This window comes from uncultured Ruegeria sp. (genome assembly GCF_947489545.1).
In the GTDB taxonomy this organism is placed as follows: domain Bacteria; phylum Pseudomonadota; class Alphaproteobacteria; order Rhodobacterales; family Rhodobacteraceae; genus Ruegeria.
Genome location: NZ_CANLDZ010000046.1, coordinates 1 through 11,302, shown reverse-complemented (window position 1 = coordinate 11,302; position 11,302 = coordinate 1). Strand labels below are relative to the sequence as shown.

General features: G+C 53.4%; 14 protein-coding genes. 7 read left to right on the top strand and 7 right to left on the bottom strand.

Annotated elements, in window-relative coordinates; genetic code table 11:
- Nucleotides 1-861 precede the first annotated feature (861 nt).
- From Q1B13_RS26275 to Q1B13_RS26255, 5 genes are all read right to left on the bottom strand, one after another.
- Entirely contained in the window at nt 862-1,140 is a 279-nt protein-coding gene (locus tag Q1B13_RS26275; protein ID WP_298938312.1) for a hypothetical protein, read from the bottom strand.
- 342 nt (nt 1,141-1,482) lie between these two features.
- Complete coding sequence (locus tag Q1B13_RS26270; RefSeq protein ID WP_299085796.1) at nt 1,483-1,845, bottom strand: hypothetical protein; 363 nt, start codon at nt 1,843-1,845, stop codon at nt 1,483-1,485.
- Nucleotides 1,846-2,271: 426 nt separating this feature from the next.
- A complete protein-coding gene (locus Q1B13_RS26265; protein ID WP_299085798.1) occupies nt 2,272-3,207 on the bottom strand; it encodes a DUF2971 domain-containing protein in 936 nt (311 codons plus the stop codon).
- A gap of 223 nt (nt 3,208-3,430) precedes the next feature.
- Nucleotides 3,431-3,724, bottom strand: coding sequence for a hypothetical protein (locus tag Q1B13_RS26260; RefSeq protein WP_299085800.1), 294 nt, complete (start codon nt 3,722-3,724; stop codon nt 3,431-3,433).
- A 29-nt stretch (nt 3,725-3,753) separates the two neighbouring features.
- Entirely contained in the window at nt 3,754-4,140 is a 387-nt protein-coding gene (locus Q1B13_RS26255) for a hypothetical protein (RefSeq protein WP_299085802.1), read from the bottom strand.
- A gap of 338 nt (nt 4,141-4,478) precedes the next feature.
- Here Q1B13_RS26255 and Q1B13_RS26250 point away from each other — a divergent pair, with 338 nt between their 5' ends.
- From Q1B13_RS26250 to Q1B13_RS26240, 3 genes are all read left to right on the top strand, one after another.
- Nucleotides 4,479-5,396, top strand: coding sequence for an ArdC family protein (locus Q1B13_RS26250; protein WP_299085804.1), 918 nt, complete (start codon nt 4,479-4,481; stop codon nt 5,394-5,396).
- A 95-nt stretch (nt 5,397-5,491) separates the two neighbouring features.
- Nucleotides 5,492-6,070: a hypothetical protein gene (locus tag Q1B13_RS26245; protein ID WP_299085806.1), complete on the top strand. Its 579-nt coding sequence runs from the start codon at nt 5,492-5,494 to the stop codon at nt 6,068-6,070.
- Complete coding sequence (locus Q1B13_RS26240; RefSeq protein WP_299085808.1) at nt 6,067-6,447, top strand: hypothetical protein; 381 nt, start codon at nt 6,067-6,069, stop codon at nt 6,445-6,447. Before Q1B13_RS26245 ends, Q1B13_RS26240 begins: the two co-directional genes overlap by 4 nt.
- A gap of 45 nt (nt 6,448-6,492) precedes the next feature.
- Here Q1B13_RS26240 and Q1B13_RS26235 read toward each other — a convergent pair whose 3' ends face one another.
- Together Q1B13_RS26235 and Q1B13_RS26230 are read right to left on the bottom strand one after the other, a co-directional pair.
- Nucleotides 6,493-6,813 (bottom strand): hypothetical protein, encoded by a 321-nt coding sequence (locus Q1B13_RS26235; RefSeq protein WP_299085810.1) that lies wholly within the window; start codon nt 6,811-6,813, stop codon nt 6,493-6,495.
- Nucleotides 6,814-6,987: 174 nt separating this feature from the next.
- Entirely contained in the window at nt 6,988-7,299 is a 312-nt protein-coding gene (locus tag Q1B13_RS26230; protein ID WP_298938014.1) for a hypothetical protein, read from the bottom strand.
- Between the two features lie 178 nt (nt 7,300-7,477).
- On the opposite strand from Q1B13_RS26230, the gene Q1B13_RS26225 reads away from it, so the two are divergent.
- The 4 genes from Q1B13_RS26225 to Q1B13_RS26210 all read left to right on the top strand — a co-directional run bounded on the left by Q1B13_RS26225 (nt 7,478) and on the right by Q1B13_RS26210 (nt 11,093).
- The gene (locus Q1B13_RS26225) at nt 7,478-7,951 is read left to right on the top strand and encodes a hypothetical protein (RefSeq protein ID WP_298938013.1); all 474 of its coding nucleotides are present in this window, start codon (nt 7,478-7,480) and stop codon (nt 7,949-7,951) included.
- A 368-nt stretch (nt 7,952-8,319) separates the two neighbouring features.
- Nucleotides 8,320-8,814 carry a hypothetical protein gene (locus Q1B13_RS26220; protein ID WP_299085812.1) on the top strand — a complete coding sequence of 165 codons (495 nt, stop codon included), beginning with the start codon at nt 8,320-8,322 and terminating at the stop codon, nt 8,812-8,814.
- A 103-nt stretch (nt 8,815-8,917) separates the two neighbouring features.
- Nucleotides 8,918-9,838, top strand: a complete 921-nt coding sequence (locus Q1B13_RS26215; protein ID WP_299085814.1) for a hypothetical protein — start codon at nt 8,918-8,920, stop codon at nt 9,836-9,838.
- A gap of 112 nt (nt 9,839-9,950) precedes the next feature.
- On the top strand, nt 9,951-11,093 hold the full coding sequence (locus Q1B13_RS26210; RefSeq protein WP_299085817.1) for a hypothetical protein: 1,143 nt from the start codon (nt 9,951-9,953) through the stop codon (nt 11,091-11,093).
- The last annotated feature ends 209 nt before the right edge of the window (nt 11,094-11,302 follow it).

Genomic DNA, 11,302 nt, shown 5'->3' with positions numbered 1-11,302 from the left:
CGATGCTTACGAGGTCCGAGGCGAGTAAGTTGATCTTGCGTCGGCACAAGTTACACTGCTGCGCGACAATCTGATGGTCCCGTGCTGCATCCTTCATGTTGCGGAATGGCTTTCCCGGATGCAGACGCACTGGTGGAATCGCGGTTGGCATAGTGAGAACATGTAGAGAACATTTGCGGCTTGTCCAAATCGATTCTCGGCCCTAGCCTGCCTCGCCATGTGTAACCTCTATGCAAATACGACGACTCAGGAAGCCATGGGGCAACTGTTTGATGTCCCGCCTGAGCGGTTGTGTCCTGTTCAGTCGGGCCTGAGCCTGACAAGCGACCCGATACTGGTGCCGTAGCCATCCCTGATCCGATTCTCCCTCTTCCCCTAGCCCAGGTGAGTGACGACTTCGGCCTTTATGTCTGCTGTGAGGATGCGCGCTGTAGTCACGGACAGACCTTTGCGCCGAGCGATTTGCTTGAGCGGCTAGGGACGACGAGCGCGACGTATCACGATGCTTTGAAACGTATGCGGTGCTCTTCGTGTGGTAGACGGCCGGTTGGTATCAGGCAGTATTATCGCAAGGGTGTGCCTTAGTTCCCAACGCTCTTCTATTATCCTAAACGTGTAGGAATAAGAATCTGGCCGGTTAGCGAGTTTACCAAGATTGCGGCTGAGTAAAAGCGCAATCAGGGTTGGTGGCTGACCTGGGTCGCTGATAAATCTCGACAATTGCCGGTTTAAGCCTTGTCTAGCGCTGTGGTACAAAACGTTTGGCGGGAAGGAATTCTACCGTCTGTCGCTCGATGACGGGACACATGGCCTCACAGCTTTTCCTTCCCGTTGTTTTCGTTTTGGATCTGCTCTGTTCTATCACTCCGATTGCGAAAACTCTGCAAGATGTTTCGAAACGGGGACGTCGTGGCGGCATAACCAGTCCCGTAGCACCACCCAGTGGTCATGTGGCGTCGCATCCGCTCGCCGTTCATGCAGTTCTGCCATGTTCACGTGCAAGCCTCGATACCACTGGATCTTCAGCTTCAGACCGTGCCCTTTGGACCAGCGTCGAAAAGCCATCTGCCAGTTGTCCGTCCGGGCGGCTTCAAGTGCAATATGCAGATCATGAGGGATGGTCTCGGGCCAGTTGGTCATATCGGATGTTCCGGTCCTGCTCTTGTTTTGAGCGCTGCATATAACCTTGGGAAGAAGCAATGCAAGACCGGCATTTCCGTGTCGGAAAAAAGCCGCTGTTGCCCCTTGTTGCGGACGTTGGCTACGCTTGTTCAGACCTTCTTGATAGTTGCTGGATTCTTATGCAGAAATGGGCAGACATTGTCACAGGTAAGGAAGCGAAGTCGTACCGATCCGAGGCCCCCTCATATCTTAAGCCTGTTTGCTCCAGACCGCCACAAATTGACAAGCGTTGGAAACAATAGGACGGCCAGCGCAACGAGCATCACAAAAGACAATCGGCCTTCCACCAGCTTCGGCTCCTTATTGTGAAGTAATTGAACCGGCCAGAACCCAGCACCCGTACGAAAAACAAGCCAGCGATGAGAGCACGGACAAAATAGCAAGATACATGGCGACATCGGCTTTAAAATAACTAGAGATCTGCCCCCGATCCTTCTGATCCACGAAGCGAGTGGACGAAAATGCTAGTAGCCAGGTGACGGCGCCTAGAACAACACCGGCCGCAAACGCCAAAAGCCCACATGAGATGGCCCCATGATCCATGAACTCTCTTAATCCACTGAGTTGGCTCAGGACTGCTACGGAGGCACCACCGTTTATCAAGATGGCCGCTTTTATTGATCCTTGAGCATATTCCTGTGAAATTTCTCGATAATCAGCCACCCGTGTCTCCTTTTTGTTACCTATACGTTCGTACCAGAACTCGCCGCTTTGCATGAACACGGAGCGAAGTATTCCCAAGCGGCACAAGTGGCGGTCAGCCTTCTCGAAGCCCAGATCATTCGACGTCAATGGGCCGGGGCCGATCTAAAAGTACGAAAGGCAATCCACTATGCTTACGCGACCGCCTCCTTATTGTGAACCTATCGTCCAGACCCTGGGGTTTTGCCTAGCCTGCTCTTTGAGGTGAACAAAATATACGACAAACCCGAATATCAAGACGAAGGCAACAAAGTTGTTTACCAGCGCACGACTAACGCTATGCAGATACTTCCGTCGCTTCCAAGTTCCCTTGAACTCCTTTGGTTGGCGGGATCTCGGGTTGGTATGCTCGAAGTTTTGGGCCACAAGCACTCCTTATTGTGAACGTTACCCGAAGTCTTCTATCAATGTTCCAACACGACGAGGCAACTCACAACAAACCCAGCCAATATCTACCGGTACTACATTGAACGCGAAGTTCTCTTGATCCTCTTCCACCTCCATAAACTGGACATCAGGGCCAGCACGGCCCTCAAGTGAACGAATGACCGAAAATTTCACAGCATCTGGGCATTTTAGGCCGAAGACCACTTCGGTCAGTTCCATCCTAGAATTATGAAGCCCCATCGGGCCAATTAAGCGCCATTCTTCTTCGTATCGCCATTCCTCTCCTTTCTTTAGGAGAACAGTGTTATCAACCCTTTTTTTTGCCTTCTCGTCACCCCTCAGCATCGCCGCCACGTCTTCGACGCGGACGGACCTATCCCCGCCGTAAGACACCTGCTGTACGTTTTCTGGTTCATTGGCGTGCAAGGAGTACCCAACACAGATCCCCTGATGTTGATCGCCATAGTGGCTCCACATCAGAGGGCAGTTGTTCTTGGAGGCCAAAGAAAAGACGCCCATCGAGTAACCGTGCATCAACTCTCGCTCAATCTCGGACATTAAGCCGTTGTTCTCAATTTCATCTGGAGAGGTAGGAATCTCAGGATCAAAAAATTCCGCAAACGCGGCAATCTCAGACAGTTTGCTTGAGGCGAATTGATGAGCCTGCCGGTCAATATGGGTGACAGTTTTTGGCCCCTTGTAGTTAATGGACCTAGCAGCGGCAGTCATTTCATTTTTCTTTTTCTTCACTAGCAGCTGGTTAAGAACATCGCGCAAATCAGGCGTGTTAGCTGCACCTATCAAGTGCGGCTTTGTGTCAAGTGGGTCGTTGAAGGCGCTTGGATCGGCGAAGAAAACTTGGTCCGTCAGCAAAGACTCCAAGAACCTGGCGTTAAATTCTCTGTATTTGTAAAAGACCTTTGGGGTTTCAATCATAGTTTATCGTAATCCGTTTTTACATTGCGTAATACCTAGCCCGCTTGATCTGGTATCGCGCCGCCGGGGTTTCCAAATTCCGATAACGTCCACCAGAACATCGAGCGCAGTCAAGGGCATGGCCTGCGGCAACTCTTATATCCTACCCGTCCACGAAACAGACCCTCTTTGAACTTGACCCACTGATAGCGGATGCTCATGTGGATCAGCTCCTTATTGTGAACTACCCGTCCAAATACGCCTGCCCTGCTTCAAGAATGTAGACAGCGATGATGGCTCTCAATTCTACAGGCTGCTTTGGGTAACCTGGCATTGGTCCTTGGGGGATAATTCTCTGCGCCTTCACAAAACCAAAGCGCTCAGCCTCATTAATCCCAGTCAAAACATCATAAGGATCTTGCTCATCTAACAAGGTGTGCTGCAAGAGAGCCAGCAAACTCGGCCCGACACCTTCGACGTTTGGACCCTCAATATCTCGTATGGCGTGCAAAATACGCATTGTAATTTCTTGTGGCAAATCGTGTCTCCTTATTGTGAACTCCGAAATCAATTAATTAGTTGTGATACGTACGGCCACATCGCGCTGGAAATCATGTTGATAAATACTCCCAATACGATCCCGCCTACGAGTTGCCATTTTGACATCCTGTATTTTGCACGCTCCCACCAATCATAAGTACGAAGCCACCTTAAGCCCTTGTCTGTCAAAAAATATGCCCCGGGCCGTGCTTGATTAGCCGCGACGGCAACGAAGGAAAGATGATCGACTAAACCTGCGTCAACTAACACATCTAGCGTACTTCCGGCATCTTGCGTGGTGACATCCGTCGACAACTCTTTTTGAGGTTTTCCCGCGCGGATCCTCTTCAAAACAGGTCTAATCACCTCGACGTCCACAAGCAGCCGAGGCTGAAGACTGTTGTCTAAGTTCATGAAACACTCCTAATTGTCGTCTACAGGTTTTGACGCACGCTGATAACCGATCTGCTCCAAGATCAGCTTGCGACCGAAATCGTTGCGATCCGCGAACCCATTCTCTTCGATATGGGGATCCAGCGCCACCTGCTCATCGACAGCGGCACCTAGTGCATTTCAGCCACGGCAGACAAAGTCGCAGGCAGAATGTCCACAGGCCTGATACTCGACCTAAAGACCGTGGCCAACGATGGTACGGAGCAGAGTTCCAGTATACCTAGTAACCCTCGTCACTCCCAAAAGCGAAAGAAAGCTTCCGGTCATGGTGATTTTCACCAAAGACCCAGGAGGCCGTTATGGGCAAACCGAAATTCAACATTTACGAACATGTGACTGAAACGATCTTTACCGAGATGCAGGCGGGAACCGTGCCCTGGCGCCAGCCGTGGAGCGGCGGCAGTGGTTTTGCACTGCCTCTGCGATCCACTGGCGAGCAGTATCGGGGCATCAACGTCCTGATGTTGCTCATCGCCGCCATGAAACGCGGCTATGATTGCCGTAGCTGGATGACCTATCGCCAGGCGCAGGAACTGGGCGGTCAGGTGCGCAAAGGTGAGAAATCTACCACGGTCGTGAAGTTTGGCACGATCACCAAGGAGGGTGAAACCGACCCGGTCACCGGCGCAGAGGGTGAGGAACATGCTCGCCGCTATGCGCGTGCCTACCGCGTGTTCAACACCTGCCAGATCGATGGCCTGGATGAACACTGGTATGATAGGCCCGCGGCACAAAAAGAGTTTGGCACGCAGAGCGATCCGGCACTGGATGCCTGGTTTGCATCTTTGGGCGTGCCCATCGAGCATTCAGCCGATCCACGCGCTTACTATCACATAGTTCGGGATGTCATCCACATGCCGCGCGTTCAGACCTTCGAGAGCGCAGCTGGGCTCTACGACACGTTAGCACATGAGGAAGCTCATGCGGTTGCGGTAGAGAAACGTTTGGGCCTGACTTTCGAAGGCAAGACCGCAGCTCTGAAGTTGGCAACTGAAGAATGTTTCGCTGAGTTAACCGGCGCGATGGTTTGTGCCCGGCTTGGCGTTCCAGCGAGCGCCAGGCAGAACGCGGCTTACATTAAGCATTGGCTTGAGATCTTAGGTGAAAGTAACGGGGCTGTTTTTAGGGTTGCCTCTATGGCGCAAGCCGCGGCGGATTGGATGTTTGCCAAAGCCGGAGATCCGGACTGCGACATCCCAGCGGTTGCGGACGAGTAAACCCGTGCCTCCCGGGTCACCAGCAGCGGTAAGAGTGAGAGGTGGCTTGGGTTTCTTTTGATCCCGTTGGGTGGATCGAAAAAAAGGAAACCAAAATGACAGATTCCATGACTGCTCTCCCCGCTTCTGGAAGATTCAACAACCTATCCCAGGGTGACACGCTGGGCCGTTTTGAATGGTTCGAGCTGGTTGCCTGCCGAACCAATGAACTTGAGGGATGCGTTGTTCAATGTGAAGCCGGGTCCGCCGAATTCTGGGGCATCTACGGACGCTCCAACGAGGGCACGCCCGAAAGCCCGGAACATCTTGCCACAGCCATCCATGATTCAGAAACGGCACTGGAAGCCGTGCGGATCGCGCGGCAGATTACGGTCGAAACCGGCAAAGGCTTCGTCTCCGGCGACAACCAGTTCGGCCATTTTCCGAGGCGGGTCGGTATTGGAATTTGGCCTGTTGCTGAATTCACCGAGATTGCCGAAGATCTAACCATGGCGATCCACGAGGATCTCGATGAGACCATCGACGAGGCAGATCGGCGCGACGATGATTTCGACAACCACCCACTGGCGGACCTGCGCGAGGCTTTTGTCGAGTTTTCCGATTACTCGGGCAGCGATCAGCGCGACCCATACACCTCACTTGATAGTCAACCCGAAGGAGGGGATCGCGAATGACGCGCAGGATCGAAATGCGATGCACAGGTTGCGGCAGCACCGATGTTCGCCGCGACGCTTCTGCCGAGTGGGATCCCGAAGTGCAGGATTGGGTAGTCGTCGACACCTACGATCAGTCATGGTGCAATAGCGACAAATGCGATGGTGCAGACTGTTTTACTGAACCCTTTGACATCGACACTGGTGAAGAACTTCGCGAACCCCCAGGCTCGTTCGAGTACATTCCAAAGGTTGAAGCCGATGCGCTTTGGGCCGCTGAAAGAGAAAAGTGGGTGGCTGAGTGCGCAGCACGCAAAGAACGGAAAAAACACGAACAACACATCGGTAAAATCGAGAAGACGTTGGCGGCCGCCCATTTACCGTGCGGTTCGAATTGACGTCGGAAGAACGGTGAGGGGACTATACATCCCACTCGCCGTTTTCTATTGATTGTCTTTCAGATCAAGAGGCGGGCTTGTCGTGACCGTCACTGTTTCTCCGGCTGAGATTGTCTTTGCGCATATCCCCAGTTCCGGGATCACATACCCATTTCTTCGCTGGTAGACATTGCGTAGATAGCGCCTTCCCAACTCTGCTTCAAACAGGCACAGAATATTCTGGAATTTCCCCCAAACACCGGCAACAGCGACCAACGGAATCTCTGATGGCAATTGGTCAACACGCTCAAAATCACGAAAATCGATCCCACATTCCTTCGCTTGACGAAGACTCATTGTGAAACGCTTATTACTTTCAGCCATCATCTCTTCCACTCCTCGGCAACTCCGACGTTGTTGGAAGCAATAATCTCATTTCGACTCAGTATTTGCATAGTACAGGACGCTAAAAAACTAAGATCACTCGTGTTCGGTGTATTCATTCCTAGCGAGAATTTCTCATTCTTGCTGTCGAGGATCTGAGCAGCCGTGGTGCGCGCGCTACCTTGGCTTGTTGCTGTCGATCCAGCGGGACATCAGATTGCGATCGCGAAAGCACTCGTCTGGAACAGCGCTGCGCTTGATCCGGGCGATGCGCTCGGCAAAGGCCACCTGCTTTGAGCTCGGCCGGGTGTCGTGTACGCGGGGCGTTGTACGTTGCGTATCGATCCACTGGCTGAGCGCTTGGCGATCCTGCTGGATTTCCCAGGGCAGAACCACATTCTGTTGCTCCGCGAGTTTACGTGCATAGGCGAGTTGCTTGGCCGTGGCTGGCAGCGCGGTTTGAGATTCCGAAATGGCAGGTGCAGACATCGGTATTTCTCCTTCAGCAGCATTGCTTCATTGTAGAACAAACCGGGTTCAAAGGCAATCATATAGTGTCTATAGGATTCCGTCGTACCACATATGGTATTGCTGGGTGAAAGTGAGAGGAGGCTTCTTTTGCTGTGTCCCTAATCCGGGGACAAAGACAACCAGCGAGGATACTCCCATGAAAATCGAACTGAAAAACATCAAATACGCGGCCTTCGCCTCAGAAGAGACCAGCTGCTACACCGCCAGCCTGTATGTTGATGGCAAAAAAATCGGAGAAGTCTCCAACGACGGTAAGGGCGGGTGCGATCTCTTCAGGGGCGATCATGTCGCCTACAAGGAGGCTGATACCTGGTGCCGACAGAACTTGCCCAAATGGTCACTGCCCGAGTTTTCCGACGAAGAGCACGAAACAGATCTTGAGCATCACTGCGGCAGTCTTCTGGAAACATGGCAATACACGAAGGACTACAAACGGCTGATCAAGATCAAGGTTCTTTTCATCTTTCCCGACAAGCCCGGCGTTTATGAGATCAAACACCGAGGCCAGGCTGAGCGGGTTGTTGAAAAACTCCAGGCGCAGCACCCCGGAATCCGGATCCTGAACACCCTGCCACTGGATGAAGCCGTGGCCTTGTTCCGAAGCGCGTAAACCGTCGCTGCTGATCTCAAGTCGATGCCCCCACTCCGAGAGGAGGAGGGGGCTTCTTTTCGTGTGAATTCGATCACCGGAATGAGCAAAGGACAAAGAGCGATGACTTCGACAAATGACTTGATGAACCACAAGCGGCTGACTTTTGTACCGCAAACAGACGGCAGCACTGAGGTCCGCTTCGACATGAATGGCTTTGGCGATGATATAGTTTGTCGCTACTGGCCAGTCGCGGGCCCAAACCGAGATCCGTGGTCTTATAGCTCGAGACCATCCAGGGCAAAGGCGGCACCTATTCACATCCCTCTGAGCATGGCTGCAAGATTGCCATCGTAAAGCATCTCGTAGATGCAGGGCTGATCGGGGCTGTGCAGGACAATTCTCACCTCGACGATCGCAACCAGGTTATCGCGGCAGATCTGAAAGCCGCGCGTGAGGCCTTCACCGGAAAACCTACGGTTGGTGATTTCGTCATGATGCCCGATGGGAGAATGGAGCGGTGTTGCCAGGATGTGATGCATGGAATGCAAACTACGGATGGTGGCAGTTTTTTCGTTCACGCGAGCGGTCATGGTAATTTTTCGGGCGCGTTGAATCGACCCCAGCTCTGGGAGTATTTTCAGGACACGGGCGAGCCTCGGTTGGGCAAGTTCTGGTTCTTCTCACACAACCACACTGGCGCTGGCCGCGGTGTAGACGTGTTCCTCCCATGCAGGGTGTTTCAGCTGGTGCCCATCGCAATGACGGACGAGCAGGCTCGAGCACATCCAAAAGCTCAGGCCACAGCCGAGTTCTGGGGTGAGAACCATAGCGACCATCTTCGCGTCATCTCCAGGCTAATGGCCGGTCAGCCGTACTGCTGAACTATCCGGATTAATCTGCTCAGATCGAGGCCCCGCTCCGAAAGGAGAAGGGGGCCTTTTTCTTGTTGAACCCGATGAGAAACCAAAGAGAAAGGCTACAGCCATGAGCACAGTATTCGCCGTCGACTATTACACTCCCGTCAGGCCCCTGACTGGCAAGGCGAAGCACGCGGCCTGGGCAGTCAATACGCCGACAGAGCAGATCCGCGCCGCGTCATTTGCCTATTGGCGCCAGGCCGGTAAAACCGCTTCAGAGGCGATCGACCTCATGCGCACAGATGTCGTCAGTAAAACCACCCGGTTTCCTGCCCACTATCCTGATGCGAACCCGGACTTTGCGGCCTATGGCGAGAGCCGTTTGCGTTGGATCGAAAAACCCGAAGCGCTTGGGTTGCGTCTGGTTGGTCTGGCACATGAAGTTGCCCCCGCAAATTACGCGTATCTCCGCAACGCCGTCGAACACACTGGTTGGTTCACAGACCCTGATCAATATGACATCGTCTGCGGCGTCGTGTATCAAACAAGTGCGACGGCTGGATGCCCGCGCTATTTAGCTGGATATGCGGATCCGTGGAACACCGACAAGGCCGGGCGAGGCCCCGCGCTGTTGTCTATGGCCCCAATCATCGGTGAGCATGTTGACACAGCTTGGGAGTTTGATCCCGTTTTGCGAGACGCGGCTCGACGCGCCGACGGTATCGCAGAGAGCACGGCTAAAAATGAACGTGACCATCAGGAAGCGTATCGGGCAGGGCACCGGGCCCGCAACGCGGGCCAATCCATGCGCTCCGCCGCCGCTGAATACGTCGGAGCCTTGCGAGCTTTACGCGTTCTCCTTCGCCGTCGACGTGACCTTTTGGCGACGGATGCACGCCGCATCTTGGGTCCACTGGTTGCGCATGTACGCAGCGCAGAGCAGCAACTCACCGACGCCCACCGAGCTTTCCATAGCTTGCTCGCCACCGAAACGGATTATCACTACGAACACTCGGAAGACTGGCGTGACGGGTACTTGGAAAGCTGACCTCGCCCGCTCGTCCTGTGTTCGGAAATGGCGTCTACGACCAGCCGCCAGAGGTAAAGAGGGCTGAGTTTCTTTTGATCCCGATGGGTGGATCGAGAAAGAGGACGCCACCATGACATATCCGAGCACCAAAATGCCCGCGCATAAGCGGTTCAACAACCTTTGCGAAGGCGACACTTTGGATCGGTTCGAATGGTTTGAGCTGGTTGCCTGCCGAACCGACCAAAACGAGGTCTGCGTAATCCAGTGCGAAGCAGGAAAAGTCGAATTTTGGAGCATCTACGGCCGCTCCAACGAAGGCACGGAAGAACAGCCGGAGTACCTCGCTACCGCGATACACGATGCATGGACCCCGTTGGATGCCGTTCGGATTGCCCGTCAGATCGCGATCGAGACCGGGAATGGATTTGTCGCAGGTGATACCGTCCTTGGACATTTTCCAACGTGCATCGGTATTGGAATTTGGCCGGTCACCCAGTTCCGCCACATTGCAGACGATATAAAAAACGCAATCCGGGAAGATCTGGAGAGTACAATTGCGCCTGAAGATCTGCACAAAGATGACGACGATACGCATCCGCTCGCCGTTTTGCGCGACGCATTTTTTGAATTCTCGGATTGTCCGGGCCGCAATCAACGCGATCCTTATGCGCCGATCAAGGATCAAACTATTGAGCAAGTCCAACCAGACCAAGACGGTGAGGCGTCGCGAGGCGCCGCGTTGACACTGACCTTCTACAAACTCACAACCGATTGCGTAGCGGGTATCAACTCGGTCATTTTCACCGAAAAACAGGCGCGCGATGATGCATTGTTGGAATGGGCGGGATCAACCCGCGAAGACTGGCTGGCCAGTAATCTGGCACATGATCTCGATGCCTTCGTCAAATCAAAGACGGATTTAAGGGATCGATTCAAGACGGATCAGGCCACGATCGACATCACGGGGCTGATCACTGTCAACCAGGCATGGGTCTATTGCAAGGACGAACCTGGCTCTTTCGGCAATCTCTATGACCCCGATACGGTCATGAGCATTCTGGAAGAGCGACCGGATCCCATGCACCCCGGTGATCTCTCATTCGGGTTTGATCCCGGTAATGCCCGTGATCGCGCGGCCGTTCTTGCATGGTGTGAGCAGAACGGTCCCGATTTTGAAGATCAAATCTCTGAACTGGTCTGCCGAAACTTTCCCACACGCACTGCGGCGTATACGGCTTTGGCGGAAAAAAACCAGACGAATGCTGCCAAATAAGGGCAGACCCAGATCCGTAAAGTTGAATTGCGTTGTACGACCTATGGCCGCACCGACGCCAGAATTGAGGCCCCGCTCCGAAAGGAGAAAGGGGCTTCTCTTTGTGTGATCTCGACTGACGGATCGTAGAATACATGGAGGCCACCAATGGCACAGGATAAAACCGTTCACAAAAAGAACCTGAAAGACAATCTCTGGCGCGACCTGCA

Coding starts and splice junctions, on each gene's coding strand:
- Q1B13_RS26275 (WP_298938312.1), bottom strand. CDS start 1,140: ATGACCAACTGGCCCGAGACCATCCCTCATGATCTGCATATTGCACTT.
- Q1B13_RS26265 (WP_299085798.1), bottom strand. CDS start 3,207: ATGATTGAAACCCCAAAGGTCTTTTACAAATACAGAGAATTTAACGCC.
- Q1B13_RS26255 (WP_299085802.1), bottom strand. CDS start 4,140: ATGAACTTAGACAACAGTCTTCAGCCTCGGCTGCTTGTGGACGTCGAG.
- Q1B13_RS26250 (WP_299085804.1), top strand. CDS start 4,479: ATGGGCAAACCGAAATTCAACATTTACGAACATGTGACTGAAACGATC.
- Q1B13_RS26245 (WP_299085806.1), top strand. CDS start 5,492: ATGACAGATTCCATGACTGCTCTCCCCGCTTCTGGAAGATTCAACAAC.
- Q1B13_RS26240 (WP_299085808.1), top strand. CDS start 6,067: ATGACGCGCAGGATCGAAATGCGATGCACAGGTTGCGGCAGCACCGAT.
- Q1B13_RS26235 (WP_299085810.1), bottom strand. CDS start 6,813: ATGATGGCTGAAAGTAATAAGCGTTTCACAATGAGTCTTCGTCAAGCG.
- Q1B13_RS26230 (WP_298938014.1), bottom strand. CDS start 7,299: ATGTCTGCACCTGCCATTTCGGAATCTCAAACCGCGCTGCCAGCCACG.
- Q1B13_RS26225 (WP_298938013.1), top strand. CDS start 7,478: ATGAAAATCGAACTGAAAAACATCAAATACGCGGCCTTCGCCTCAGAA.
- Q1B13_RS26215 (WP_299085814.1), top strand. CDS start 8,918: ATGAGCACAGTATTCGCCGTCGACTATTACACTCCCGTCAGGCCCCTG.
- Q1B13_RS26210 (WP_299085817.1), top strand. CDS start 9,951: ATGACATATCCGAGCACCAAAATGCCCGCGCATAAGCGGTTCAACAAC.